The sequence below is a fragment of the Effusibacillus consociatus genome, assembly GCF_042652925.1.
Lineage (GTDB): Bacteria > Bacillota > Bacilli > Tumebacillales > Effusibacillaceae > Effusibacillus > Effusibacillus consociatus.
In genome coordinates, this window is sequence record NZ_JBHSHC010000044.1 from 45,137 (window position 1) to 70,588 (window position 25,452).

Below are 25,452 nucleotides of genomic sequence, written 5' to 3' on the forward strand. Positions count from 1 at the left end.
TTCCAAATGGTACTGAAATCAGCCAGCAATCATCCGCTGCAATACGTGTTATTTGATGTGATTATATCATTAAAGAAGTCGAAAATGATAGAAAAACAGAGTGTTTTGTCACACTCTGTCGAATCGTTTAACTCTTAATCTAGTACCTATTTCACTGCTTATTCATCTTTATAAAAACTTATCTCCTTTACCGTTACTGGTTGAGACGAACTCAATTCATCAAATTGATCAAGCGCGGTACAACCTAAATTCGGACAAGCAAGAGGGCCTTCAGTGACTGCATAGTCATCTGTGATACGAATCCATTCACTTCCAGGAAAAATGCCGCCGCATTTCTTACATGTCCAATCGGGGTTTGAACAGTTCATTGATTATCTCTTAAACCGGGCAACAAAGACATCTTTTGTAGGATTCATTGTTCTTCCACCTTCCGCGAAGCAGCCCTTCTCATACATCGAGTAGGCCCATGAATAAATTCATGGGCCTCTCACAGAACTTATCCCGACAGAACCGTACGTGCGGATCTTCGCATACGGCTCCTCCGTGATTATCCCCTTTGGGGATGTTGTTCATCATTACATCCGAAATTCGAGGAAGTGTTACTGATCAGATTTCAGATTAGAGAACTCACGTGTTGTCCTCTATCGAATGTACTGTCCACTTTCTCCATTTCCTCCGTAACTCCCACACGAAAACAGCTCTTGCTACGGTTTCCATGCAATAAGGGTTATTCTAAGCGGTTGTCCTAGCCTATTTAGGCAATCGGTGCTCATTCCCTGTCCCAGACGGTCTACCCGTATGTTCGACCCCGGTTCTACGCGCTTCATGGCTCCCCGGCTTCTGTCTGATGCTGGAATGATGTCCTGTTAGATCTGTTTCTCTTCCACGGTTCCGGGCTTCGCACCAAGTCCCCGCCTTTTGGTTCAGGGCTTGCATCGGCAACAATTGCACCGATTCACTCGCCATTGCGGCTTTTCCTGCGAGTTTCTTCGCTACTATCCCTTCGTATGACTTCTCACCATCCATAACTATTGTCTTATCCATCGCGGACTTGTCCAACAGCTTACCGCCTTGCGGAGACGATGAGATCTCCTTGGGTCACGTCATCGGCTTTCCCCCAAATCCAGTCCTCTTAACTTTCGAAGCCAATGGTGGTATTGGACGTTCCCTTCTCTTGCAGGGTTATCCGGCTCCGCCAGCCAACATGGTATATGCCGCCTGTGCCGGGATTTGCCTTCCCATCCTCCGCACCCTGCCTCACGGCCAGAGCACTATGGGTCAGCTAAGGTCAGCTATACACTTCCGCCACCCCGCGGTGTGTTCGGGTCTCTCACCCGTTAGCACGATGGCGCTGCCAAGCGCACAAAAACAGAGTACTTTGTCGTACTCTGTCGAGAACTATTCGATTTTGCAAATATAAATCAGTCAATCCAGTATTCATGAACGCAGAAATGGAATGAAATTTACCGTATGACAATTGCTGGGGGTACCCCTAATCGTTAGATCATGTTAGTTTGGGACATCCCCTTATTTAAAAAATGTCTGACTTTCTGAACATAACCAAATGGTCATTTGTAATGTCTTCCCTCCATTTTTCGTTAATCCATGCTTTTATTTCGGGCGAGTTCACTCGAAGCGGTTTTTTATCTGTTTGATAAACGGTTATCTGATTCATTACATCCTCAGCAGTCACTTCATAGCCATCCTTTGTCTTTTCAACTGATTCCACCGCAGATTGAATCCTTAAAACTTCGCCGTTTTTTAATTTAATTTCAATTCTTCTCGGCGATGAACCTACAGCTATTAATTCGTTTTTAGCATCTCCAACGACATGTGATAAATTAAACCAGTTAGCTATCTTATCAATGATTTTTCTGTCATCGGGATTTGAAGGATACAAAGTAAATGACTTATCACATAAAGCACCAGTACAAGGACCTACAATCGTGATAGACTCAATTTCTGTTAACTGTGGTTTCGTGGATGAAGAATTACTGCACCCGGTTACAAAAAGTGTAAATCCAAGGAACAGCAGCAGCAGAGCGGCATTTTTCATGTTTATACCCATTCCTTTCGCTTCGCTCAAGGCACAAAACGGAATGAAATCCGTTAGCTTGATCGATTTTTTTGTATTCTTGATTCACAGGGATACCAGTACACTACAAATCACGCGGGGGTGAGTGGGTCGCCCCAATTATGAGGTGACCGCATGTTTATATGTGTAGATTGCCTTTCCAAGCACAAATAAGTGTCGCTTCGAGCACGCAGATCAAGGCCATTCGTGGCAAGAAGACGGACGAAAAGGACGCCCAATGGATTGCCGATTTGTTCAAGCATGACCTTGTCGCGGGAAGCTTTATGCCTCCCTTGCCGATCCGTCAGCTCCGCGACCTGATACGCTACAGTTTTAAGCTGACGAACTTTTCATCGAGCGAGAAGAATCGGCTCTAGAACAGCTTGACGGTTTCAAAAGCGAGAAACATCCCGAAATCCGAAACCGCTACTTACAACTGAAAAAGCGCAGAGGCCACAAACTCGCCATTATTGCGATTACGCGAATGCTGTTAACGGCCATCTATCACATCTTGAAGAACAAAGAACCCTATAACCCTGATTTGTATAAAAGATCCGATGTTCGTCAAGTAAACCGTGAAATTCCGGTAGAACAAGCGATTTTGTTGGCACAAGCTCAAGGTTATCGTATTATGGCGGCTGCAACCTAATCATTTAACCTTCATATTTTCCTATTTGGTCATCTTTTGATGGCTTGTTTGTTATGCCTTTTTACTTTTGTGGTTACATCTACTGTCGATTTCAGACTTACCCTCCCATTAAAAAGACTCATTTCAAGGTTAGACACGACTAGATGATCAAAGGTTACACGGACTTTTACCTGAACATATATTGCATTTTGTTAGTATCTGTTACCATTGACGTTTTCATGCGACACTAGTGACTGACCACAAAATTTTGTATAACGATGAGAAACGTTAATAACGGGAGGAAAATGAAGAATCATTTACCTTATTATGGAATACTATCATTTACACTATTTGTCATGGTAAAAAAAGTATTATAGTTTAAATATGAAAAATAAATTTTAATTTATTAAAAAGGAGTTGTTTTACCCATATAACATTCTATTTTTTTACTGTTTGATTATTGTTGAATCTCATTTTATAGGAGGATTATAATGAAGGACCCAAAACTATCAACCGCGTTCTTGGCAGGTTTATTATCAATCCTACTAGGGACTAGTGCGATTGCTGCGACTGGACCAACTAATGTCTATACTGGCGGCTATGCACAGTATCCTGATTCTTCATCAGGGCAGATGACAAGCGTCTACTGTGATATTAAAACACCATCCTACCCTGATACCTTCTATCCAAGTGCATCTAATGGCTGGCCAATGATTGTTGGGACCTATTCGAATGGAGCTGACAAAGTACCGTATGTTCAGGTGGGATGGGTAAAAGCGAACGGTGTATTCAGTGGGGAAACAAACGGCGAAGGTGTCCGTTATTTTTGGGAACATAACGATCGTAAAGGTCACTTCTATCGAGTGTTTAGTGCTGTCGGGCCAGCTGAAAATACTACCCATGGTTATCGCGTATATTATGAGGCTGGTGACTGGAAAGGCACTGTAGATGGCGGAAAAATTGGATCGTATCCTAAAATATTTACTTCATTGGGCGCTCAATATTATGAAGAACTAGTATCTCAAGAGGATGTATACAGAGCGGCTTATGCTGGTACTTCAACAAATCATGCGCGGTTCTCAAATATAAGGTACTTTTTTAACAACACCACGTATTATTCACCAACTTTAAATATGTCTAGTGATGGAGTTGGAAAATACGATCAGTCGAATTACTCCTCTACTAAGACCGACCAATCTCAGTCTTATATTGAATTTTGGGACTCACGTAGATAAAAGGAGGAACCTGTAGATGAAGAAAACTTCTCTGTTTATAGCTGTGGCTTCTGTAGCTCTGTTTGGAGGGGCTCTTCTAATCAACAACTCTAGCAATAATCTGAATACAGCCTCAGCCCAAGTGGAAAATGTAAAGACACAACATGATCTTGAGAAGCTAAAGTTTGCAAAAACGAAACTCGATGTTCCTACCAAACCTGCAATAATTGACGAAAAGACAGCAATTGAAAATGCGAAGAAAGCTTTCAGTTACTTTACAAAGGACGCAAAAGAAGTAACGGTAGAGTATCATTTAATGACAAACCCAGAGTTTGAGCTATTTTCAGAAGAGGCTCTTGCTAAGAACCCTAAACTTAAAGAGAAAAAACATATGGATCAGTTACCAGTTTATATAGTCTCTTTTAAAGGATTATCCCAATTGACAAGCGCTCCAGCAGGGTCGAAAGGTGATATGATTACCGAAAACAACATAGTTGTAGATGCAGAAACTGGAGTAGCATTGATGGGATTCTCCTATCGGTAATTCCAACAAAAAGGGATTTATACCCTAAGTGTTGATAACGAAGGGGCTGTCCCAAAAGCGTGCTGACAAATGATGCAGACCCAAAAACGAATCAGAAATATATCCCGTATCACAATATAAGTGGTACGGGATAGCTGTTTTTGTTCAAATTTGGTTACTGAATGGGGCAAAGATTTTCCGAAAATGACTTTTGGGACAGCCCCTTCGTATTAGGGGTCTGAACAGCTTTTTTTGAAAAAGCTCTGTTAAAGGATAATGTTGATTTTTAGGGGGGGAGCATTGGCCCTTCCTTCAATGGATTGCATTCACTCCACCGGAAACTTTCCTACTCAACATTAAAATATCTTGCTTCAGGATGAGCAAATACCATAGCCGACACAGACGCTTCCGGATCCATCATGCACCCTTCCGTCAGTTGGACGCCGATATCTTCCGGTTTCATTAACCGGAACAACTGCTGCTGATCGTCGAGATTTGGACAAGCGGGATAGCCGAACGATACGCGAATGCCCTGGTACCTTGCACCAAACCGTTCCTGCATCGTCATTTCCGCAGGATCGGGGAAGCCCCATACGTCACGCATGATATGGTGAATCCGTTCCGCGAACGCTTCCGCCAATTCCAATGCCAGCGCTTGAATCGCATGGGATCGGAGATAGTCGCCTTTGTCCTTCCACTCATTGGCGATCTCTCGAACCCCTTTCCCTGCTGTTACCACAAGGAACCCGACATAATCCATCACACCGCTTTCGACCGGCTTCAGAAAATCGGCCAGGCACAGATACGGAGCTTGCTGCTGCCGCGGGAACGAGAATTTCTCGACAACCTTCGTATGATCCTGCGGATCATAGATGAGAATGTCATTTCCCGAAGATTGTGCGGGGAAGAACCGGTACATGCCCTGAGCCTGAATGACTCCCTTGTCTTTGGCTTCCTGCAGAAGCTGATTGATCACTTCCATCAGTTCGGTTGTCTTCGGATCTCCTTCTTCCAGCAGCTTCTCAACGTTCCCTTTCACTCCAAGGTGTTTCCCCAGCAACATGCGCAGGTTGATATACGGCTGCAGGAAAGAAATCGGATAATCCCGCAAAACGTGACGTTCCAGATCAGGCGGGAGTAAGACCGGTACATTGCGGTCAACAGTAGAACGTTTTTCTTCCGCTGCGTCCTGGACCACCGTGCCCGCTGTGCCCTTACCCGATTCCATCACATACGAATTTTGAACCTCGCGCAGTTCCTGCACAAGAGCTTTCCTTTGTTTTTCATCACTGAGCCGGTTCGCCAAATCCAGCCCGTCCATCGCATCTTTGGCGTAAAGCACCAGACCGTCATACTCCGGCGCAATCCTTGTATGGGTAAACTTCCGGGTTAAGGCAGCTCCGCCTACAAGGATCGGCACATCGACTCCTGCCTCCCGCAAATCCTGGGCGGTGGTCACCATCTGCTGGGCCGATTTCACCAACAGACCGGAGAGGCCAATTGCATCCGGTTTCTCCTGTCGGTAGGCGGCAATTAGCTGTTCCGGCGGAACTTTAATTCCGAGATTGACTACCTGGTACCCATTGTTGGACAGGATGATCTCCACCAGATTTTTGCCGATGTCGTGTACATCCCCTTTAACGGTTGCCAGCAGGATCTTGCCTTTAACGGCAGACTCGGATCGCTCCATAAAAGGTTCCAGATAGGCAACGGCCGCTTTCATCACTTCGGCGCTCTGCAGCACTTCCGCCACAATTAACTCGTTGTCGTTAAACAATCGGCCGACCTCTTCCATGCCTTTCATCAGCGGGCCGTTTATAATATCCAGCGGCGGATATTTGGCAAGTGCTTCCTTCAGGTCGTCAATTAACCCTTCTTTCGTACCTTCCACTACATAGTTGGCCAATCTCTCTTCCAGTGTGAGATTGGAAACTTCCTTCACCTTCGTAACTTTCTTTTCGCGGTAGAAAGCAGTGAACTCTGCAAGCGTGGCATCATTCGTATTAAAAAGAAGCTCCTCTGCCATCCGCCGTTCCTCGTCCGGAATCGACGCATAGCGTTCCAACTTCTCCGTGTTAACAATGGCGTAATCAAGCCCGGCTTTGGTGCAATGATAGAGGAACACGGCGTTCAGCACTTCGCGGCCTGTCGGCGGCAAGCCGAACGACACGTTCGACACGCCCAAAATGGTACCGCACTGAGGATACTCTTGTTTAATGAGACGAATCCCTTCTACCGTTTCAAGTGCGGAACCGATATATTGCTCATCTCCGGTACCGACAGGGAACACCAGCGGATCGAAGATAATATCCTGCGGGTTCACACCATACTTGTTCACCAGCAGATCATAGGAACGTTTGGCAACCTCCAGTTTACGTTCCCGTGTTACTGCCATCCCCTGCTCGTCGATAGTTCCGACAACAACCGCAGCCCCATATTTCGTGATAAGCGGAGCAACTTCCTCGAAACGTTCTTCCCCGTCTTCCAGGTTAATTGAGTTGATGATCGCTTTTCCCTGTGAATGCTTCAATCCCAGCTCAATCACTTTGGAATCGGTGGAATCGATCATCAGGGGCACTTTTACCTTTTTGACCACATAGTGCAGGAACTTCTCCATGTCCCCATACTCGTCCCGATCCGGATCCGCCAAGCAGATGTCGATCACATGAGCTCCCTTTTTCACTTGGGCTCGCGCAATTTCAGACGCGTCCTCATACAGCCCCTCTGCTATGAGAGTCCGAAACTTCTTCGATCCGATGACGTTCGTCCGTTCTCCCACCATCAGCGGACGATTGTCCGGCTCCAGGTACACGGTTTCGATCCCGGAAACTGCCGGGAGATGGCCCTCTGCAGCGTGACGCGGCTTATAGTCTTTTAATGCTTCTGCGAGTGCATGGATATGTTCCGGTGTCGTACCGCAGCAGCCCCCCGCAATATTCAACCAGCCTTGTTCTGCGAATCCGGCCATTTTTTTCGCAAGTGCTTGCGGGGATTCGTGGTAATGACCGTTCTCGTCCGGCAGTCCCGCATTCGGATAACAGCTGACCCCGCACTGAGCCAATTCTGACAGAGTACGCAAATGGTCACGCATGAACTCAGGGCCGGTTGCACAGTTCAACCCGACAGTGATCGGTTTCAAATGTTCGAGGGAAATATAGAACGATTCGATGTTCTGACCGGCCAATGTCGTACCCATTGGTTCAATGGTGCCGGATAACATCAGCGGAAGTTCCACACCGAGTTCGTCAAACGCTTTTTTAATTCCAAGGCTGCCCGCTTTCACATTGAGTGTGTCCTGTGCCGTTTCAAGCAGCAGGACGTCCACGCCGCCCTGTATCAATGCCTTCGCCTGCAGGTAATAATCTTCCGTCAGTTCCTCAAAAGTGGTTCCCCCTGTGACCGACAGCGTTTTTGTAGTGGGACCCATTGCACCCGCCACAAAACGAGGCCATTCGGGAGTAGACCATTTTCGTACTGCATCGACCGCCAGCTTCGCGGCAGCCAGGTTGATTTCATCCGCCCGGTCCTGCAGGTTATACTCTGCCAGTACCAGTCGGGTAGAGCCAAACGTATTCGTCTCAATGATGTCGGCCCCTGCTTCCAGATACTTCTCATGGATCGCTTGGATCACATCAGGACGTGTGAGGTTGAGGTACTCGTTGCAGCCCTCGTATTCTTCCCCGCCAAAATCTTCCGCAGTCAGATTTGCCTGCTGGATCATGGTCCCCATCGCCCCGTCGAGGATGAGAATTTTCTTCTTTAGTTGTTCCAAGATTGGATGTTGAATCTTGTTCGCTGACGTGCTCATGCTGGTTCCCCCTGTCTATAACAAAGCCCTCTCCAGAATGAGAGGGCTGATCGCTTCAAGTCCGCTCCTCCTATCTTCCAGAACGCTTTCTGCTGGAATTAGCACCGTGTGATCGCACCGGTTGCTGTGGTTTCATCGGGCCAGTTCCCTCCGCCACTCTGGATAGAAGTATGAAAATATTTTAATTTTTATTTAGTTTGCATGAAATAGTGAATGCTGTCAAGATGATTTATGCGGATTTATTACTCCAAAGCCATGTCCAGATCCTGCCATATATCTTCCACATCTTCGATCCCAACGGAAAATCGCACAAGCCCATCCCAAACTCCCGCTTTCTCCCGCTCTTCTTTCGGAATAATGGCGTGGGTCATGGAAGCCGGATGCTGAATCAGTGTACCGACATCCCCCAGTGAAACGGCCAGGGTACACAGTTTCACCGAATTCATGAGCTTGACGCCCGCTTCATATCCTCCCTTTAAGACAAAAGAAATCATCGCTCCCGGTCCCTTCATCTGCTTTTCCATGATCGCTTTGTCTTCAAATCCCGCCAATCCCGGAAAAAACACCTGAGCGACGGCATCGTGCTTTTCCAAACGCTCCGCCAAGACTTGTGCATTGAGTTGGGCACGATCCATCCGAATGTGCAATGTGCGCATCCCTTGAGAAAGAAGCCATGCATCCATCGGAGACATGACGGCCCCCATATTTTTCTGCACTTCTTTCCGCATCGGATCAATAATATCCTTTCTGGCCACCACCAGGCCGCCAATCAGATATCCATGACCGGACAGGTATTTGGTTGCGCTGTGCACCACAATATCAATTCCATGCAAAATCGGATTTTGCAAGTACGGGGACAGAAACGTGTTATCGACAACGGTCAGGATCCGTTTTTGCTTGGCCAAATCCGCCACACTGCTCAAATCAACCAGGGACAGAGTGGGATTTGAAGGCGTTTCGAAGTAAATCACTCTTGTTCGTTCTGTGATGTGGGGCTCCAGATCTTCTGCTGTTTTGAATGGGACAAACGTTACGTCGATTCCAAACTTTTTTACCGTTGTAGTAAGAAACGCATGAGTTGCCCCGTATAATGCAGTGTGGGCAATTACGTGATCTCCTGCCTGCAGAATCCCAAGGAGACAGCCTGTAATGGCCGCCATTCCTGATGAAAAAGCGAGACAACCTTCACCGAATTCAAGTTCCGCCACTTTCTCTTCCAACTCACGAACGGTCGGGTTTCCCAGACGTGTATACATGAACCCGGGGTCTTCCCCCGCAAAACGTTGGGCTCCCACTTCCGCATTTTCAAATACAAAAGTCGAAGTCATATAGATAGGTGGAATATGGGATCCATAGCCGGGATCTTTCTTGACTTTGACAAGTTTGGATGCATACTTCATTCAGTCGCTGCCCCCTTTTGTTCTCCCCTTTTGCCTTTCCCTATATTCTATCCTTCCCATTTATCCCTGGTACAAAGAATTAACCGCACGCCGGATTTGGCCCAAGCCCTGTTCCAAAATCAGACGGGGGCAAGCGATATTCATCCGCATAAACCCTTCACCGCCGAGTCCAAAACCGCGTCCTTCATTCATCGCCACTTTTGCTTTTTCAAGCATAAAACGAGGCAGTTCTTTCAAGGTTCGGCCACATGGGGAGATCGTCGCTCACACCAAAACGTTTTTCAAGTTCGTCCCACTTTTCGGAAGCTGTGTTCCTCCGGTTTATCACTTGATCGGAATCATACTTCATCAACGTTCCCTCCAGTTGATTTGTAATAAATCTATGTTATCGTAAATTCCAAAGAAATACAGCCGATGTCCCGGCGTAAACCGCTGTGAAATTGCATAGAAAAAGGCTTCCGCCGGGGAAGCCTGTTCGGTCAAACGTCCAATCTTTATGTTCGATTTCGCACAGCTCGCATAATAAATGCGACAAGCAAAGACACAACTATCGCTCCAATTAGAGCCGGCACAATGTAAAATCCGCCTATCACCGGACCCCATTGCCCCAACAACAGACCGCCAAGCCAGGCGCCAACGAAACCTGCAATTATATTCCCAATTACTCCTCCCGGGACGTCTCGTCCGCTGATCAGTCCTGCCAACCAGCCAATCACTCCACCGATGACAAGTGTCCATAACAGAGCCATGATTTTTCCTCCTAGTCAAATCGTGAATGGAATTCAACCCTTATTCGCTCTTTTTAAGGGTTGGATACTTATTGTTTTTCAGTTTGATTTTCTTTATGCAAAATTTTATGCATAAGAAAAGCATGCATTATCTGCATGCCGTTTGTTTCTACTTGAGCAACGCCAATCCGTTCTCGATAAGCTGCTGCAATTCCCCATTGGCCTTCATCAATCCTTCCAACTCCTCGCGGAGCCGTGCCTGCCGTTGCGGCAGAATGTTTCGTGCAGAAAGAATTTCGAGCATTTCGAGTCGGAGCAACCACTCTTCCGGGCAGTGGGTGTTTCCCTGAAGTTCAACAGAAGAAATAATTTCGTCAATTTCCGACTCAGACAGAGAACTTCCGCCTTCCAGGCACTGCCGAAGATCTCGTATGGCCTGGTATAAAGTGTTTCGTCGCTGTTCCTTTTCATCCATCTCCATTCGTCTGGAAGTCAACTTGGACGGATGATGGGTGCCTGTTTCAAAACGCTCCTTATCTGCAGCGCCCGGGTAGGCGGAAACAATTGCGGCGCCGACTGCCATATCGTATGGCCCCCATTCCGATTGGAAAAGCGTCTTCCCTTTGTAAGTGACCGTAGAATCGTCAAGGGTCAGCAAGAGGATGGAACCGGATTCCCGAATGATTGAGTTTACAATACCCTCCACCTTTACACCTGAAGCAAACTGTAACGTCACATTGCGTCCTGTCACCACTCCAATACTTTCCAGTTGTTCGTCAGTAAACTGTTCGAGCGGAGTGTCGATGCCTTTCAGCAGCCCAATCGGTGAGCCAAATCCCTCATGATGATAGGCTTTTCCGTGTCCGGGCAGTTCCATGTTGTTAAAAGCCAAAGCGGTTGGCCCAGTTGTTTTGAGGTATATCGCTTCTCCGGTTTCATCCAGTTCCAATTCTGTTACTGTTCCGCTTACCTGTATGCCGGAACTGTACACCACTGTTGCCGTATTTGCTGATTCAAGCGCTTTCTGCAGGCTGTAGGTACCACCAATTTTAAACGCCAATTTTTGGCCCAATTCATGCACCGCTTCAATCAGTTGATCAAAATCTTTGCATACAAACAGCTGCGGCTGCGGCTTGGTGATATCATAACTGGTCTGAATGCAAGCCTCCAGGCTGAATAGGATTTTCTTAACATCGTCCTGCAGGCAGCTGATGCTTTCACCCACAGAAGATAACAAACCGGCTCCATACAGTAACGGATCATGCAGTTCTCCGATCAATCCGTATTCAACGGTCCACCAATATAAGCGGGACACCATGGCCGCTTCGGAAGTTACTGTTACCGCTTTCACAGCGCGTTCCAGATTCTCCTCGGCCTCCTTGATTTGATCAGTCGTCGCAGTCGGATCTTCTTTTACAATCGATAAAAGGCGAATTGCTTCATACACCTCATGGTCCTCTTTTGACGAAAACGCTTTGGCCCCGACTTCCCCTATTTGCTGCAAATAAGAGCGATATTTTTCATCCAGGATGATTGGGGCATGTCCGGCGGCCTCATGGATAATGTCCGGTGCAGGCGTATAGGCCACATGATCGATTGTGCGGATGTCAGCGGCAATTGCCAAAATACGGTGTGCCTGGAAATCCATAAACGCTTCCGGCGGAATAAAACCGTCAACCGTAACCGCTCCCCATCCGATCCGGGACAAACGCTCATTCATATACTCGATGTCCGGAATGGTCTCTACGCCAATTCCGGATTCCCGCAGCCCGTTTAAGTACGCCTTATGCGCTTTTTTCCCAAGGAAAAATCTGTTTTGGCGCATTACATATCGCCATACCGCCTGATTGACAGCCGTGTAATTCTCATAGTGCTGTTCCACCACAAACTGTCGAAGATGGGACGGAACCGACACAAGAGAGTTTTTCGGTTCTTGAAGACTCATTGTAGACCTCCCAAAATGACTTTTCATTTTTTGTATTATATCTATTCATGCTATTCTGGTTTCCACTTTGATCCTGTCCCACTTCTTCGCATTTCCGGAGTAAAGGAAACTGATTGGTAACCAAGCCCCCGGATCGGGTGAACAGACTTCCACTCGACAAGTGTAGTTCGCTATCCGATTCGAAAAAACCTTCTCCCAATTTCTCCATATTAAAAAAGTGCCCCAGGTGAAGGAGCACATCTCTTACGCATTGCGGCGTTTGTTTACCCAAACATAGATCGTACGCCAGAGAAATAATAAGATAAAGGTTGAAATCATTGTAACGATAAAAAATGGGAGAGGAATTTCACCGGTAGACAATGCACGAATTCCCAGCCCTGCCGGGATCGCAATCAACCATAAAAGTGCAGTTTTCTTAAACATGGTCCCGAAATTATTGTAATGCTCCATTTTATAAATGCCCGCAAGAAAACCGATCACTAGCCAGACAATTATGAACGGAGCGGCTGTTCCCAATGTACCTAGCGGATTGGTAAATTTGTTATGCGAAAGTTCTCCAATCAACGCAAACAAGTACAACATAACCAAATCACCGATAAGCAAAACCCATTTATTCATTACTTAATTCCCCCGTTTCCTGGTTCTTCTGATCAATTACGAAAATGATTGTACCACAAAAAAAGAACCACCCGATACATCGAGTGGATTTAAATCTTTTGTCTTCTTCGCTTGCCGATTGCTTTCAATAGAACAAACGCTGCACCATATGTCGCGGTTGCCATTAAGGCGGTAAGAAACCAGGTGTCCGTTCGCAACGCCAAGTACAAGAGCATATGAAACAAAAAGATGAGAACCAGCCAGACTCCCAACTTCATCGTATCGATAAAACTCCAAAACCGCTCCATAAAATCCCTCCATTTTGATTATCTCCATTTCTCGATCGCTTCACACACTCGGTCAATCCCTTTTACCACATTCTGGTATGCGGTGGTTAACGAGAGACGGACGAATCCCTCCCCAGTTTCACCGAATGCTGTTCCTGGAGCTACCACAACCGAGTACTCGTCCAACAATCGGTTGGCAAACTCAAGCGACGTCATCCCGCCTGCTACCGGAACCCACAGATATACAGTTCCGGCAGGCTTATGAACCTCCCAGCCGATCTGTTCGAATTTGTCTATTGCATAATCCCGGCGGCGCTGATATTCTTTTCTCATTTCAGTGCCGAACTCACTATGCCATACTTCTGCTAGTGCCGTAGTCCCAGCAAACTGAATCGGCGCAAATACTCCCGAATTAATATGGCTTTGCACCACCAGAAGTGAATTGATGACTTCCTCGTTCCCCACGGCCGCTCCAAGGCGCCAGCCCGCCATATTAAACGCTTTTGAAAATGTGAAAAATTCAACCCCCACATCTTTGGCTCCCGAATATTCAAGAAAACTCCGCGACCTCACCCCGTCAAAAGTGATCTCACAATAGGCGTGATCATAGCAAACAACCACTTCATTCTCTCGGGCAAACCGGATCACTTTTTCAATAAAATCGTCCGGCGCCAACACGCCGGTCGGGTTATTCGGGTAATTGAGAAAGAGCAGCTTGGCCCGTTTTCGAATCTCATCCGGAATCGCGTCAAGATCAGGAAGAAATCGGTTCTCTCTGGTTAAGGGCATTCGAGAGGCTTCCCCGCCCGCAAAGAACACCCCGTCGTTATACGCTGGAAAAGATGGATCGGGTACAAGCCCCACGTCTCCCTGTCCGATATAGGCCAGCGATATGTGAAAAAGACCTTCCTTGGAGCCAATCAGGGCAAGAACCTCTTTCTCCGGATTCACATCCACACCGAATCGTTCTTTATACCAAGCCGCCACAGCCTTCCGGAAAAACAGCGATCCCCTGAAAGCGGGATAGTGGTGATTTTCCTCATCGGCAGCCGTTTCTTGGAGCCTCCTGACCACTTCTATCGGGGTCGGATGATCCGGGTCAGCCTTCCCGAAATCCACGATGTCCGTTTTTCCCGCTTCCCGCAGTTTGTACACATGTTCATCCAATTGGGCGAAAATGTAGGGCGGAAGACCCGCCAGTTTTTCTGCCATTCTCATTTCCGTCCTCCTTCGTCTCGGCCGAACAACCGTACTTCGATAGGCGCGAAGAGTAGTATTTCCTGAAAAACAAAACAGCATGCCTGAGATGGCATACTGTGTTCACGCAAATTTTTTTAGGTTTCAAAAGAAGATATGAGCTTCTCCAGGTTGTCTGCCGACTGACGCATCATATTGGCACTAGCCGCCGTTTCTTGCAGAAATGCTGTTTGCTCTTGAACGGAAGAAAGAACTTGCTGTGCACCAAGAGAAGTTTCCTTTGCAATTGCAGCCACCGTTTGTGCCTTCATCATCATATCCTGCATCGTCTGCATCTGAACCCCCGTGAATTCCCCGATCGTCTCAACAGACTTCACGACCCGATCAACAGATTCGCTCATGGCGGCTAACGCCTTTTCCGTCGCTTCTCCCTTAGCCGCCTCATGAACGGCTGTCTCTGACTGAAACGTAATTCTATTTACAACATCCTCGACCTTATTTTGCATGTCGCGAATTAAACCTGATATCTGTTCCACTGCCTGCCGGCTTTGGTCAGCCAGCTGACGGACTTCATCGGCCACCACTGCAAATCCCCTGCCTTGCTCCCCCGCTCTCGCCGCCTCGATTGAGGCGTTTAGCGCCAGAAGATTTGTCTGATCTGAAATGTCGCCAACTACTTTAATAATGTTTCCAATTTGCTTCGCGTTCTGTTCAAGATGATTTACAACTTCCGTTGTCTCTTGATTTAAAAACGCCATGGTCTGCATCCCTTTCACCTGTTCCCGTACAACCAGCACCCCTTCTTCCAGCGTCTGAACCAACTCCCGGCAAAGAGTTCCCGCCTGACTCACCTGAGTATTTACTTGCTGCCCAATTTCTTTTGTCCTTTGAACGGCCTCTGCAGTCTCTCCGGTTAACTCTGATTGAACTTCCGCCCCCTGTGCAATTCCCTGCATGGTATCGGCAATCACTTCCAAACTGTGGGCGGAAGTTTCTGACGCAGTTGTCATCTCATTCACACTGCTGTGGGTTTGCTGAAAATTTCCGCTAATATTACTGACCATAGTTCTCAGGTTTTGCAGCATCCGGTTAAAAGTAAGCCCTAATTGCCGAATCTCATCGTCAGAATCGAATACTTCCGCTTGCCGCCGAAGATCCCCGGACGCCGCCAGTGTTGCAACCTCTACCAGGGAAATAAGCGGTTTCGTGATGATCCTGGCTGCAAAATATCCGAGAATCCCTGACCAGATGACACCCAGCAGAAGGGTACCCGAAACGAAAACCACTTCGGGCATTTCGAGTGCCAGCCACTTTTTAAGAACAAACAGGAAAAAAGCAGTTGTTAAATAAGTGACAAGAGCCAATGTTACAATCCCGAGAACGATCTTTTTCGTCAGGCTGAATTTGTAGCGAGTTTTCTGATTGTGCAAAAAAGACCACACTCCCAATTCGAGTTCTGCTGGTTCTCATCAAAATCGCATGGAACACAAAGACTGGGTCAATGATCTTTCAACCGACCCATTGCCTCTTTATATTCCCGCATAATATTGTCGATAATCGTTTTTACCGGCAATATGTCATTGATTTCATGTACTCTTGCCCCGGAAAATACTAATCCCGTATTCACATCGCCAGAGACCGATTTAAACAACGAGTCGAGTGTACAGAACCGATAAGAGCAATTTTTTAAGCATTCATAACACTTTTCAATTTTTAATTTGTTATCGCCGCTAATCATATCTGTAAACCGGTTGCGAATTGCCCGCCCCATCATGCCCACAGTAGTTTTGACGAGGACCGTATCCCCTTCTTTGGCATCGACATACTTCTGTTTGAAAGCGGGTGGAGCATCACATTCTACGCTAGCCACAAAACGGCTTCCCATTTGTACCCCGGCAGCTCCCATTTGTATCGCTTTCGCTACATCTTCTCCTTTAAGAATCCCGCCTGCCGCAATGACCGGGATGTTTACCGCCCCGACTACCTCCGGAAGGATATCAAACAAAGGCCTGTCCGTTCCCAAATGACCTCCCGCTTCAAATCCTTCTGCCACAACCGCAGCTGCCCCTAACTTTTCAGCCAGCTTAGCCAGCTTGGCCGAGGAAACTATTGAGATGACCGGAACCCTGTACTCTTTTCCCCAAGCATACATATCCCGAGAAAAGCCGGCACCGGATATGATAAAATCGACTTTTTCCGCCATCGCCGCCTTTATCGTTTTGGCAAAGTCGGTCATCGCAAATAAAACATTGACCCCAATGTATCCGATCCCTTTGGTTAACTCCCTGGCCTTGCGAATATGAGCAATCATTTCCTCTACCGGAATACCTGTACCTGAAATGATTCCGATCCCCCCTGCATTGGCCACAGCCGCAGCCAGACCGCTCATAGAAATTCGCACCCCCATACCACCTTGCATAATGGGAACCTTGGGTGTCATATGGGCAATTTTCAATTGTGGTATATTCAATCCATAACCCCCCTAGTTATCATAGAGGACGGGGGTTAGCCGTCCCCTCCTGCTCAATTCTTTACTATTCTTCACTTACCACGTCTTTTCGCCAGGCGCTCCCGGAGGAGAATTTTGAATCATATCCAGAATCGGATATCCATATGCGACAACAATCAAGATCACCGCTACCGAAACCCATATCGACCAACGCTCCAGTATTTTCGGAGTTGAGTCTGCTTCTTCCGCCACTTCGCCGATCGGAAACTCCTGTTCACCTTTCGGTGCTTTAAACGCGAGGTAAAACACGAGTCCCACCTGCAGCATGGCGGCGAAAAAGAGGAAAGCTCCACCCAGCGCGGTCAGTTTATGCCAAGGCATCCAGCTCAGAGCGGTCGGGTTATCAAAATAGGTCGTACCGGCGGTTCTTCTTGGGCCACCAAGCAAACCAAGCGTATGCATCGAACCGGACATGAAGAACATGCCGATTGTCCAAAATACAGCTTGCAATCTGCCCAGGTCGTGCACGATACGAGTCATTTTGCGTCCTGTCAGATGAGGAATCAGCCAGTAGCTTACACAGAAGAATGTCAACGCCACAGCCGTACCGACCGTAATGTGAAAATGCCCCGTAACCCAGATCGTATTATGGACGACAATGTTCAATTGGTTGCTTGCATTGATAATGCCTCCAATACCGGCAGGAACAAACCATGCCATTGCCAGGAATAGCGAGAAGAAACGTGCATCCCTCCACGGGAGCTTTCTAAACCAACCGAACAGACCGGTGGCTCCTTTTGCCCGTCCTGCATTCTCAAATGTTGCAAACATGGTAAAGGCCGTGATCATGGATGGAATTGCAATTGCCAATGTTAAAGCAACATGCAGGAACTTCCACTTTGCATCGATTCCCGGTTCCATTAACTGGTGGTGAAATCCGATCGGAGTGGAAAGCAGAACGAAGATCACGAATACCAAACGAGTGATCGAATCGCTGAAAATTTTGCCTCCAATAATTTTCGGCATGATAATGTACCAGGTCATATAGGCCGGCAGCAGCCAAAAGTAAACCAAAGGGTGACCGAATAACCAGAACAGCGTACGGCTGAGTTCAATGTTTACCGTATCTGTCCAACCGAATGCCCAAGGAATCAACTGAAACACCACTTCCGCCGCAACACCCAGCGAACAAATTTGCCACAAAGCCATGGTTGCAACCGCCGTGAACATAAACAACGGAGAAAATTGCCCCGGATGATTCCGACGCCAGGTCCGATAACAGGAGAACATGCCCCAGCCAGCAACCCAACTTCCGATAACCAGCAGAGCCGCCCCGATGTAGAAGTACGGCGACGCTTTCATAGGCGCATAGAACGTATAAAGCACTGACGCTTGATTCGCCAGAATGGTCACTACTGCCATCAGGGTGCCAATCAACATCAACCCGTATCCGCTCCACCCCAGTTTTAAAGCGATTGGAGTGAGAGAACCACCTGATGTACGGGCAATTCCGGCTAACAGAAACCCAACGATAAAGAACGTGGTAAATATAAGCCCCATTAAAACGCCATGGGCGGTAAGGATTTGATAATACGTTAACCACGAAGGCATTGTAATGATGCCGGCACGGTCCAGCCCCTGCAGCAATCCTGCAATGGCGGCAACACCGAAGGCGATGAATGCCACAAGGATATAGACCAGGCTTAGTTTCGACGTTTGTTTGTCCACTTTAACATCTGAAGTCATGGGCCGTTTCACTCCTTTCCTCTCACTTCACGATGACTTTTGCCATCATCATGTGGTGACCCGCACCGCAGTACTCGTTGCACAAGATTAAGTACTCCCCCGGTTTATTGAATGTCTGAGTCGCTTTGTTAATGTGACCCGGGACCACCATCATGTTTACGTTTGTTTCAGGTATTTGGAAACCGTGTACTACATCCTTGCTGGTGCTGATGAATGTTACCTTTGAGCCTGCAGGGACTTCAAGTGTTCCCGGATTGTAGCCAAAAACAAATGAGACCATAACCGCTTCATACTCTTTTTCCCCGATTTTTCTTAAGCCGGGTTTATCAAACGGCGCCGTCTGATCTACTTTTACGGGATCAATTGTTGCCATATGGCTGGGTGGGTGCATCCCCATCGCAAATGCATTTACAAAAAGAGCAATTATAAATGCGATAATAATTCCGCCGCCAAACATCAGCCAGATCTTTTCATAGCGATGAATGTGCATGTGGGAACCTCCTTTTCAGTTTCTTCGACTGTCTAAATCCGACTTAAAAAGAGATAAAAGACCCCGAGCCAACTCAGAACGATTAAAGCTCCCAGTGTCATGACCGCGATAAAAGCTCCTTTCAGGGATTTACTTTCAGTTTCTTTTGTTGTCCCGTGTTTCGGGTGGGTCGAGCTTTTAACGCGCGCTGCCGGATCTGCCATAAATTCTCCTCCTTCCGTCATTCGTTCGATGATTACTGACAAATGATGTTTCAGAGATGTACCTTGAGTATAGGTTTCACACTGATTTCGGCGATATCGGGGAGTTCCCTGAATATGAAAAGGGGAATTCCCTGATACCCTCTTAAATCTCAAGCGCCTCAAGGGATTTCGGGATTTTTGTACATTCCGTGAACAGCTGGCCCTTTTTTATAAAGAAAAAGACACCCTACTACCGGGTGCCCTGTGGAGTTAGCCGAGTCTTTCATTCGGAATTCAATTTGCCTCGGGGACTTTGATCAAAAATTCCGTTCCATTACCAAGTTGACTGCTGACTTCAACGGTTCCGCCATGTGCCTCAACCATTTTTTTCACAATGGTCAGACCGATCCCTGCCCCGCCTGTGGCCCGGGTCCGGGAAGGATCCGCCCGATAAAACCGCTCGAAAACGAATGGCAGATCACGGTCAGAAATCCCTCGTCCAGTATCGGATACGGTTACGGCCACAGAACCTGTCGTTGCCCCATTTATTGTGCGATTCGACTTTTTCGCCACTTTAACCGTCACTTTGCCTCCCGCATCAGTATATTTGAGGGCATTTTCCAATAAGTTTATCAGGATCTGTTTCCACTTATCGCGATCAATCATAGCAAATGAACAGCTTTCTGCCTGAAACTCGAGAGCCACTCCCTTATCGGAAAAAGGGGCCTCCATCAGCTGCAGGACAGTTCGCGTTGCATCAGCTACGTCTTCCTTTTGCAAGTTGAGTACCAGGCTGTCGCTCTCCGCCCGTGAAAGGGACTCGAGATTGGACACCAATCCGATTAGCCGCTCAACTTCTTCGTGACACCCCTTCAACCTGGCCGGTGTGGGCTCCCAGACCCCGTCCAGCAATGCTTCCAGGTGGCTTTTTAATGTTGCTAAAGGAGTACGGAGTTCATGGGCCACATCAGCTGTCAGATTTTTACGAAGTTTATCCTGCTTCTGCAGTTCTTCCGCCAAATGATTCAGCGATTGGGACAACTGGGACAACTCGTCCCCGCCATTCGTCAATTGAACACGCAGATTAAGGTGTCCTTGCCGCATCCTTTGCGCAAGGCTGATCATGTCGGTCAACGGCTGAGTGATCCGACGTGACAGGCGCCAACTGACAGCCAGGGCCAATAGAATGACCGGAATAATCGCACTGATTACGCCCTGAGTCATCGCCTGTCTATAGTGGTAGTCCAGCGTGGTGTAAGATTGCGGATCAGTATAGGTAACTTCTGCAAAACCGATCTTTTGGCCGTTGCTGCTAATTTCGATTAAATCCTTAGAAGAGAGATGATCTTTCAAGTTTTGTTGAAGCCGCTCGCCGGAAGGATTGGAATCATGAGGTTGAGGGATGGCTGTAAACTGCCAAACCAGTTGCCCATTCATATCGAAAAGCCGGATGCTCATCCCTTCCCTTGCAAAGTATTCCCCCATTTCCGCTCCCGTTTTTGGAGTCCAACCGCCCTCCCTTTCATACGATTTGACCAACACTTGAGCAATTCGTTCATTTCGCAATCGTTTGTTTTGATCCACATACTCCCGGAAGTGATAATGGTCAAACGCAGTGAGAATCCAGGTGGACAACAGAACTGCCGTAAACGCAAGTCCGGTCAGTATGAAGGCCAGTTTTTTTTGCAGCGACCACATGCACGTCAACCTCCCAAACGGTAACCATGCCCGTAAACGGACACCACGATCTGCGGACTCTTCGGATCATCTTCGATTTTACGGCGAAGATTTTTGATATGCGTATCAATTACACGTTCGTCTCCTTCGTAGTCATAGCCGAAAATTTTTTCAACCAGTTCGGACCGTGAGAAAGTACGGCGCGGGTGCCTTGCAAGCAGAACAAGAATCTTATATTCGGTTGGAGTAACCGGAACTGTTTCCCCTTTTTTCAATATCCGTTTTGCGGCATCATCCAGTACAACTTCGCCCCGCAAGTAGATACGCTCCGCCAGTGGTTGTTGGTCTGATGTCCGGCGTAAAACTGCCTTTACCCTTGCAACAAGTTCGCGCGGACTAAACGGCTTGCCGATATAATCGTCCGCCCCCAGTGACAGTCCTTCAATCCGCTCAGGTTCGGCCGTTTTGGCTGTCACCATAATGATCGGAACCGTGGAAACTCTCCGAATCTTCTTGCATACTTCTTCCCCCGACATGCCTGGCAGCATCAGATCCAGCAGAACCAAATCCACATCCCCTCGATTCACCCGTTCCACCGCACGCTCGCCACAGTCGGTGATTTCAACATTGTATCTTTCATTCCGCAGGTAGTCGCGAACCACTTCGGCGATTTTTCTCTCGTCCTCAACTATTAGAATGGTAAACTCCATCAACGTTTCCTCCACAGGATCTTCACAATTTGCAATTATAGTATGTTCAGAAACAATAATAACAGGAGATGACTTATGATGCAGAATCAAACAAAGTGGTTGCCGGCGGCACAATCGCAATAGTTGCACTAATTGCCGGCGTTTACTCTGCGCCCAGCCTCTTATCAAAAAAAGAATCAATGAAAACAGCGTCTTTTATACAGAGCCAGGAAAACGGCAAAACCGTTAAACAATTTGAGATTACCGTGAAAACAGCCGACCATGAACTAAAAGACGGTGTATGCAGGAACAAATGAAACAAAACGGAATGTCCTACGAGACCATGATGAAAGAAATGTATGATATCTTCACTGTGAACGGCAAAGCAGGCAATGAGATTCAACCGCTGGAAGTCAAGCCTGGTGAACGGGTGAAGTTACGTTTCGTCAACGTTGGCTACCAATCGCATAAGCTTCACCTGCCCGGCCAACTGTTCAAAGTGACTCATACAGACGGTCAACCCATATCGCCTCTGACAAAAGATACTCTCAATGTGAAACCGAACACTGTTGTAAACTATGAAGGATTCAAGCCTAACTTTAAACCGGATCCGAATGACAAACCTGAGTAACACCCTAATGGGGGCCCGTGTAACCACGGACCCCCGTTTTTTTACGGATTTACACCAATTTTATTCAAAATCCAACAATCCTTTTTTCAATGCATACCGAACCAGTTCGGGGCGGGTTTTCAAGTGGAGCTTTTCCATTATCTTGGTCTTATGGGTCTCGACCGTTTTCACCGAGACAATCAGCTGTTCTGCGATTTCCTTGTTCGAATATCCTTTTGCTATGAGCGCCAGAATCTCTTGTTCCCGCTCGGTCAGAATATGATAACTGTCGACATCTTCACCTTTCTGGACACGCTGCAGAAACTCCTGAATCAGGGATTTGGCGGCTGATGGATGCAGGTACGCGGCACCCTGGTGAACGGTTCGAATGGCAGTGAGCAAATCCATATCCGGCGCACTCTTGAGAACATAACCCGAAGCCCCGGCCTGAAGCACCCGAAATAAATACTCTTCATCATCATGCATTGTCAGGATTAGAATATCGATATCCGGTGCCCCTTCTTTGAGCCTCGCTGTTGCGGATAACCCATTTTCACCCGGAGGCATGCTCAAATCCATTAACACGATGTCCGGTCTTAGTTCCAATGCTTTGTCAACAGCTTCTCTGCCTTCTGCCGCCGTATCGATTACTTCCATATCTTTCTGAGCGTTGAGCAGCATGGAAAGCCCGGATCTGACAATCGCATGATCATCTGCTATAAGTACTCGGATCGACATGCAAAGGCTCCCCCTTCTCTGTTAAAGGAATTGTGACATGAATGCGAGTTCCTTCTCCCGGTGAAGATTGAATGCTCACCGTTCCTCCCAACAAGTGGGCGCGTTCCCGCATTCCATATAAGCCAAGACCTGTTCCTTGAACCCGGATTTCATTTGTGTCAAATCCGCTTCCGTCATCCATCACTGACAATTCAACCTGATCACCCAAATCTTCAAGGCGGATGGTAATTGTATCGGCATCGGCATACTTCGCTGAATTGGTCATCGCCTCTTGGCAAATCCGATACAATGCCGTTTCCACAACAGAAGCATAACGCCGTTTGGACCCGAAGGTTTCCAACCGGGTTTCAATCCCAAAAGTTTGCGCAAAACGCTTTGAATATGAGCGGATCGCCGGCAGGAAACCAAGGTCATCAAGCGCCGAGGGCCGAAGCTCGATGGCCATGTTTTTTACTTCTTCCAGTGCCCGGATCGTCATGTGCTGAACGTCAATCAAGTGATTTTTTACGGACTCTTCAAGGTCTAACTGATTGACCACCTTTAATCCGACCAAAATGCTGTAAAGCGCCTGCCCAACACCGTCATGCAGATCCCGCGACACCCGTTTGCGTTCGTCCTCTTGCGCTTGGATCACATAGTTGGTCATCATTCTTTGGAAACGTTCCTGTTCCATGCGCTGCTGTTCCGACATATCACGCAAAATAACGACCAAAAAATTCCCGTCTCGATCCGTCAGACGGGTAGAACTGGCGGCAACCGGGTATTCCCTGCCGTCCTTGGTCCTAACCCTCATTTCAAACGACGGTACCTGGAGCTTTTTTTCGAAGCAATCCACACAAGAGGCCTCATCGATACAATTGGCCATTCCTCTGCAAATGTCGCAAAAATGTATTTTTCCTATTAATTCCTGAGCACTCCATCCGGTAATTGTTTCAGCTGCCGGATTGGCATCTGCCACAATACTCTGGTCGTCTATTACTAATATGGCATCCGTCACATTCTTAAAAATCGACTCGAGAAGCGAAGGCGTTTCGCTGGTCGTGCCCAGATTCCCCAACCAAGCCATTGGCAACTTCCCCTTTTGAAATGATACTTTCATTATAGAGCAAATACCAACGGTCGACACTAGACAGTAACTTCCTGAAAATGCGGCGGTTTATAGATGCAAAATGGCTCACTTTCAAGATAATCGCCCGTAACTGCGTACGCCCTCGCACGGGAACCTCCGCAAACGTGCCGGAACGGACGCATCAACGGGTCTCCTCCAGTGAAGACGACCACCGGATCGCCAAACTCTCTTATGGAGTCCAGCAGCCTAAATCCTTCTTCGGTGGTGAGTTGACGCGGATCCGGCTTTGGCTGGGCTTCAGCCCGGCAGTGCAGGCACGCCAACTCACATGCTCTTGTTACCTCCCATATCACGATGAATGGTGAATGGTCGAACGGACTCATGCTGACTTCCTCCTCGCTGCTGACACATCGTGCCCAGCTGTTCCGCCACGCTGCTTACCAATTCCACAAGCTCCGCTGTGAAAGTTCGCGGATGTCTGCAGCCGACTAACAACACTCCTCTGATGCGATTCTCGATTATCACCGGAACGCTGATAATCGACTTTAAGTTTTCCGCCAGCAAGATCGGATACTCACGCGGATCATCCCCTTTTTGGGGAGAAAAGGACTCCACAACCATCGGACGCCCAGATCGCATTACTTTCCCCGCAACCCCTTTTCCTACCTGAAGCCCGATTCGTTTGTACCGATCATTCCTGTTGCCGGAAGCATATTTCCACCGGATTGCCCGATCGTTGTCACCCGACCATGCGAGAGCGGCAAAATCGGTGTCTGTTAAGCGCCTTAGTTCACTGAGACTTGTCTCAATATCCCCTTGCAGGCTGCCCATGGCCCATGCCCCCAAATCAATAAAAATTCAACTGTTGCTACCATTAGTCTATCTTGTCTAAAGTCGATCGTGTTATCGGGGAATTCCCTGAGATCGTCTCAAGAAATCCCCGGTTTTTGAAAAAAGTTCAAACCAAATCCCAAAAACAAAATCAATCCCCGGCAGCAATGACCAGGGATAGAAATCTTTTAAAAATGTTTTGTACCGCGTCTTCTATAGACAATATAGCTCCGGCGAATATAAGCGAGAGGAATGCTCCAGACATGAACCAATCTTGTAAACGGCCAAATCCCCAAAATCGCAAATGCAAAAAGTACATGCAGTTTAAAGAAAAGAGGCACATCCGTCATCAGCGTCGGATCGGGAGTAAAGGTAATGATTCCCCTGATCCATGGTGAAATCGTTTCTCGATAGTCGTAGCTCGCCAGTATGTTATGGCCGACTGTGGCCAAGATTCCCATACCAATCACCGTGAACAAGAGAACTGCAACCACAATATCACCTAACCCGGACGAGCCGGAACCAATAGGATTTTTGTAGACCCTTGTCGAAAAGAAAGAATAATCATAC

The 25,452-nt window shown here is 47.5% G+C and carries 27 protein-coding genes, 1 pseudogene and 1 riboswitch; of the genes and pseudogenes, 5 read left to right on the forward strand and 23 right to left on the reverse strand.

What is annotated here, in order from left to right:
- Positions 1 to 158 precede the first annotated feature (158 nt).
- The 3 genes from ACFO8Q_RS06710 to ACFO8Q_RS06720 form a co-directional block, all read right to left on the reverse strand.
- Positions 159 to 368: a hypothetical protein gene (locus ACFO8Q_RS06710; RefSeq protein ID WP_380024955.1), complete on the reverse strand. Its 210-nt coding sequence runs from the start codon at positions 366 to 368 to the stop codon at positions 159 to 161.
- Between the two features lie 382 nt (positions 369 to 750).
- Positions 751 to 1,059: a hypothetical protein gene (locus ACFO8Q_RS06715; RefSeq protein WP_380024956.1), complete on the reverse strand. Its 309-nt coding sequence runs from the start codon at positions 1,057 to 1,059 to the stop codon at positions 751 to 753.
- A gap of 472 nt (positions 1,060 to 1,531) precedes the next feature.
- The gene (locus ACFO8Q_RS06720; RefSeq protein ID WP_380024957.1) at positions 1,532 to 2,056 is read right to left on the reverse strand and encodes a hypothetical protein; all 525 of its coding nucleotides are present in this window, start codon (positions 2,054 to 2,056) and stop codon (positions 1,532 to 1,534) included.
- Between the two features lie 161 nt (positions 2,057 to 2,217).
- On the opposite strand from ACFO8Q_RS06720, the gene ACFO8Q_RS06725 reads away from it, so the two are divergent.
- The 4 genes from ACFO8Q_RS06725 to ACFO8Q_RS06740 all read left to right on the forward strand — a co-directional run bounded on the left by ACFO8Q_RS06725 (position 2,218) and on the right by ACFO8Q_RS06740 (position 4,460).
- A complete protein-coding gene (locus ACFO8Q_RS06725; RefSeq protein WP_380024958.1) occupies positions 2,218 to 2,451 on the forward strand; it encodes an IS110 family transposase in 234 nt (77 codons plus the stop codon).
- A 107-nt stretch (positions 2,452 to 2,558) separates the two neighbouring features.
- Positions 2,559 to 2,723 carry a hypothetical protein gene (locus tag ACFO8Q_RS06730; protein WP_380024959.1) on the forward strand — a complete coding sequence of 55 codons (165 nt, stop codon included), beginning with the start codon at positions 2,559 to 2,561 and terminating at the stop codon, positions 2,721 to 2,723.
- A gap of 470 nt (positions 2,724 to 3,193) precedes the next feature.
- Positions 3,194 to 3,937, forward strand: coding sequence for a hypothetical protein (locus ACFO8Q_RS06735; RefSeq protein WP_380024960.1), 744 nt, complete (start codon positions 3,194 to 3,196; stop codon positions 3,935 to 3,937).
- A 16-nt stretch (positions 3,938 to 3,953) separates the two neighbouring features.
- Positions 3,954 to 4,460: a hypothetical protein gene (locus ACFO8Q_RS06740; RefSeq protein WP_380024961.1), complete on the forward strand. Its 507-nt coding sequence runs from the start codon at positions 3,954 to 3,956 to the stop codon at positions 4,458 to 4,460.
- A 325-nt stretch (positions 4,461 to 4,785) separates the two neighbouring features.
- Here ACFO8Q_RS06740 and metH read toward each other — a convergent pair whose 3' ends face one another.
- The 15 genes from metH to ACFO8Q_RS06815 form a co-directional block, all read right to left on the reverse strand.
- Positions 4,786 to 8,247, reverse strand: a complete 3,462-nt coding sequence (metH, locus tag ACFO8Q_RS06745; protein ID WP_380024962.1) for a methionine synthase — start codon at positions 8,245 to 8,247, stop codon at positions 4,786 to 4,788.
- Positions 8,248 to 8,314: 67 nt separating this feature from the next.
- A riboswitch (SAM riboswitch) is annotated at positions 8,315 to 8,416 on the reverse strand.
- Positions 8,417 to 8,489: 73 nt separating this feature from the next.
- Complete coding sequence (locus ACFO8Q_RS06750) at positions 8,490 to 9,647, reverse strand: trans-sulfuration enzyme family protein (RefSeq protein WP_380024963.1); 1,158 nt, start codon at positions 9,645 to 9,647, stop codon at positions 8,490 to 8,492.
- Positions 9,648 to 9,707: 60 nt separating this feature from the next.
- Positions 9,708 to 9,884, reverse strand: a complete 177-nt coding sequence (locus ACFO8Q_RS06755; protein WP_380024964.1) for a hypothetical protein — start codon at positions 9,882 to 9,884, stop codon at positions 9,708 to 9,710.
- A 257-nt stretch (positions 9,885 to 10,141) separates the two neighbouring features.
- Positions 10,142 to 10,396 (reverse strand): GlsB/YeaQ/YmgE family stress response membrane protein, encoded by a 255-nt coding sequence (locus ACFO8Q_RS06760; RefSeq protein WP_380024965.1) that lies wholly within the window; start codon positions 10,394 to 10,396, stop codon positions 10,142 to 10,144.
- Positions 10,397 to 10,544: 148 nt separating this feature from the next.
- Positions 10,545 to 12,320, reverse strand: a complete 1,776-nt coding sequence (locus ACFO8Q_RS06765) for an aromatic amino acid hydroxylase (RefSeq protein WP_380024966.1) — start codon at positions 12,318 to 12,320, stop codon at positions 10,545 to 10,547.
- Between the two features lie 243 nt (positions 12,321 to 12,563).
- Complete coding sequence (locus ACFO8Q_RS06770; protein ID WP_380024967.1) at positions 12,564 to 12,938, reverse strand: DUF3054 domain-containing protein; 375 nt, start codon at positions 12,936 to 12,938, stop codon at positions 12,564 to 12,566.
- An 89-nt stretch (positions 12,939 to 13,027) separates the two neighbouring features.
- Positions 13,028 to 13,225 carry a hypothetical protein gene (locus ACFO8Q_RS06775; RefSeq protein WP_380024968.1) on the reverse strand — a complete coding sequence of 66 codons (198 nt, stop codon included), beginning with the start codon at positions 13,223 to 13,225 and terminating at the stop codon, positions 13,028 to 13,030.
- 18 nt (positions 13,226 to 13,243) lie between these two features.
- Positions 13,244 to 14,422, reverse strand: a complete 1,179-nt coding sequence (locus ACFO8Q_RS06780; protein ID WP_380024969.1) for an aminotransferase class I/II-fold pyridoxal phosphate-dependent enzyme — start codon at positions 14,420 to 14,422, stop codon at positions 13,244 to 13,246.
- Between the two features lie 116 nt (positions 14,423 to 14,538).
- Positions 14,539 to 15,831 carry a methyl-accepting chemotaxis protein gene (locus tag ACFO8Q_RS06785; protein WP_380024970.1) on the reverse strand — a complete coding sequence of 431 codons (1,293 nt, stop codon included), beginning with the start codon at positions 15,829 to 15,831 and terminating at the stop codon, positions 14,539 to 14,541.
- A gap of 68 nt (positions 15,832 to 15,899) precedes the next feature.
- Entirely contained in the window at positions 15,900 to 16,841 is a 942-nt protein-coding gene (locus ACFO8Q_RS06790) for an NAD(P)H-dependent flavin oxidoreductase (RefSeq protein ID WP_380024987.1), read from the reverse strand.
- Between the two features lie 105 nt (positions 16,842 to 16,946).
- Complete coding sequence (locus ACFO8Q_RS06795) at positions 16,947 to 18,596, reverse strand: b(o/a)3-type cytochrome-c oxidase subunit 1 (protein ID WP_380024971.1); 1,650 nt, start codon at positions 18,594 to 18,596, stop codon at positions 16,947 to 16,949.
- A 22-nt stretch (positions 18,597 to 18,618) separates the two neighbouring features.
- Positions 18,619 to 19,086, reverse strand: coding sequence for a cytochrome c oxidase subunit II (locus tag ACFO8Q_RS06800; RefSeq protein ID WP_380024972.1), 468 nt, complete (start codon positions 19,084 to 19,086; stop codon positions 18,619 to 18,621).
- Positions 19,087 to 19,118: 32 nt separating this feature from the next.
- Positions 19,119 to 19,289, reverse strand: coding sequence for a cytochrome c oxidase subunit 2A (locus ACFO8Q_RS06805; protein WP_380024973.1), 171 nt, complete (start codon positions 19,287 to 19,289; stop codon positions 19,119 to 19,121).
- 273 nt (positions 19,290 to 19,562) lie between these two features.
- A complete protein-coding gene (locus ACFO8Q_RS06810) occupies positions 19,563 to 20,966 on the reverse strand; it encodes a sensor histidine kinase (protein WP_380024974.1) in 1,404 nt (467 codons plus the stop codon).
- Between the two features lie 5 nt (positions 20,967 to 20,971).
- Positions 20,972 to 21,655 carry a response regulator gene (locus ACFO8Q_RS06815; protein ID WP_380024975.1) on the reverse strand — a complete coding sequence of 228 codons (684 nt, stop codon included), beginning with the start codon at positions 21,653 to 21,655 and terminating at the stop codon, positions 20,972 to 20,974.
- A gap of 280 nt (positions 21,656 to 21,935) precedes the next feature.
- Between ACFO8Q_RS06815 and ACFO8Q_RS06820 the strand changes: the two genes are divergently transcribed.
- On the forward strand, positions 21,936 to 22,265 hold the full coding sequence (locus ACFO8Q_RS06820; RefSeq protein ID WP_380024976.1) for a multicopper oxidase domain-containing protein: 330 nt from the start codon (positions 21,936 to 21,938) through the stop codon (positions 22,263 to 22,265).
- A gap of 60 nt (positions 22,266 to 22,325) precedes the next feature.
- Here ACFO8Q_RS06820 and ACFO8Q_RS06825 read toward each other — a convergent pair whose 3' ends face one another.
- The 5 genes and pseudogenes from ACFO8Q_RS06825 to ACFO8Q_RS06845 form a co-directional block, all read right to left on the reverse strand.
- Complete coding sequence (locus tag ACFO8Q_RS06825) at positions 22,326 to 22,982, reverse strand: response regulator (RefSeq protein ID WP_380024977.1); 657 nt, start codon at positions 22,980 to 22,982, stop codon at positions 22,326 to 22,328.
- Positions 22,954 to 24,048 (reverse strand): PAS domain-containing sensor histidine kinase, encoded by a 1,095-nt coding sequence (locus tag ACFO8Q_RS06830; RefSeq protein ID WP_380024978.1) that lies wholly within the window; start codon positions 24,046 to 24,048, stop codon positions 22,954 to 22,956. The genes ACFO8Q_RS06825 and ACFO8Q_RS06830 overlap by 29 nt, the downstream gene beginning before the upstream one ends.
- A gap of 176 nt (positions 24,049 to 24,224) precedes the next feature.
- Positions 24,225 to 24,434, reverse strand: a pseudogene (locus ACFO8Q_RS06835) (radical SAM protein); the annotation flags it as partial.
- Positions 24,376 to 24,882, reverse strand: coding sequence for a GAF domain-containing protein (locus tag ACFO8Q_RS06840; protein ID WP_380024979.1), 507 nt, complete (start codon positions 24,880 to 24,882; stop codon positions 24,376 to 24,378). The gene ACFO8Q_RS06840 and the pseudogene ACFO8Q_RS06835, both read right to left, overlap by 59 nt.
- Before the next feature lie 188 nt (positions 24,883 to 25,070).
- Positions 25,071 to 25,452 (reverse strand): respiratory nitrate reductase subunit gamma (locus tag ACFO8Q_RS06845; protein ID WP_380024980.1); only part of this gene is annotated, 382 nt, incomplete at its 5' end.

Coding starts and splice junctions, on each gene's coding strand:
- ACFO8Q_RS06780 (WP_380024969.1), bottom strand. CDS start 14,422: ATGAGAATGGCAGAAAAACTGGCGGGTCTTCCGCCCTACATTTTCGCC.
- ACFO8Q_RS06820 (WP_380024976.1), top strand. CDS start 21,936: ATGCAGGAACAAATGAAACAAAACGGAATGTCCTACGAGACCATGATG.
- ACFO8Q_RS06735 (WP_380024960.1), top strand. CDS start 3,194: ATGAAGGACCCAAAACTATCAACCGCGTTCTTGGCAGGTTTATTATCA.
- ACFO8Q_RS06805 (WP_380024973.1), bottom strand. CDS start 19,289: ATGGCAGATCCGGCAGCGCGCGTTAAAAGCTCGACCCACCCGAAACAC.
- ACFO8Q_RS06740 (WP_380024961.1), top strand. CDS start 3,954: ATGAAGAAAACTTCTCTGTTTATAGCTGTGGCTTCTGTAGCTCTGTTT.
- ACFO8Q_RS06810 (WP_380024974.1), bottom strand. CDS start 20,966: ATGTGGTCGCTGCAAAAAAAACTGGCCTTCATACTGACCGGACTTGCG.
- ACFO8Q_RS06750 (WP_380024963.1), bottom strand. CDS start 9,647: ATGAAGTATGCATCCAAACTTGTCAAAGTCAAGAAAGATCCCGGCTAT.
- ACFO8Q_RS06725 (WP_380024958.1), top strand. CDS start 2,218: ATGTGTAGATTGCCTTTCCAAGCACAAATAAGTGTCGCTTCGAGCACG.
- ACFO8Q_RS06770 (WP_380024967.1), bottom strand. CDS start 12,938: ATGAATAAATGGGTTTTGCTTATCGGTGATTTGGTTATGTTGTACTTG.
- ACFO8Q_RS06815 (WP_380024975.1), bottom strand. CDS start 21,655: ATGGAGTTTACCATTCTAATAGTTGAGGACGAGAGAAAAATCGCCGAA.
- ACFO8Q_RS06710 (WP_380024955.1), bottom strand. CDS start 368: ATGAACTGTTCAAACCCCGATTGGACATGTAAGAAATGCGGCGGCATT.
- ACFO8Q_RS06840 (WP_380024979.1), bottom strand. CDS start 24,882: ATGGGCAGCCTGCAAGGGGATATTGAGACAAGTCTCAGTGAACTAAGG.
- ACFO8Q_RS06775 (WP_380024968.1), bottom strand. CDS start 13,225: ATGGAGCGGTTTTGGAGTTTTATCGATACGATGAAGTTGGGAGTCTGG.
- ACFO8Q_RS06760 (WP_380024965.1), bottom strand. CDS start 10,396: ATGGCTCTGTTATGGACACTTGTCATCGGTGGAGTGATTGGCTGGTTG.
- ACFO8Q_RS06830 (WP_380024978.1), bottom strand. CDS start 24,048: ATGGCTTGGTTGGGGAATCTGGGCACGACCAGCGAAACGCCTTCGCTT.
- ACFO8Q_RS06720 (WP_380024957.1), bottom strand. CDS start 2,056: ATGAAAAATGCCGCTCTGCTGCTGCTGTTCCTTGGATTTACACTTTTT.
- ACFO8Q_RS06730 (WP_380024959.1), top strand. CDS start 2,559: ATGCTGTTAACGGCCATCTATCACATCTTGAAGAACAAAGAACCCTAT.
- metH (WP_380024962.1), bottom strand. CDS start 8,247: ATGAGCACGTCAGCGAACAAGATTCAACATCCAATCTTGGAACAACTA.
- ACFO8Q_RS06790 (WP_380024987.1), bottom strand. CDS start 16,841: ATGACACCCAAGGTTCCCATTATGCAAGGTGGTATGGGGGTGCGAATT.
- ACFO8Q_RS06765 (WP_380024966.1), bottom strand. CDS start 12,320: ATGAGTCTTCAAGAACCGAAAAACTCTCTTGTGTCGGTTCCGTCCCAT.
- ACFO8Q_RS06800 (WP_380024972.1), bottom strand. CDS start 19,086: ATGCACATTCATCGCTATGAAAAGATCTGGCTGATGTTTGGCGGCGGA.
- ACFO8Q_RS06795 (WP_380024971.1), bottom strand. CDS start 18,596: ATGACTTCAGATGTTAAAGTGGACAAACAAACGTCGAAACTAAGCCTG.
- ACFO8Q_RS06825 (WP_380024977.1), bottom strand. CDS start 22,982: ATGTCGATCCGAGTACTTATAGCAGATGATCATGCGATTGTCAGATCC.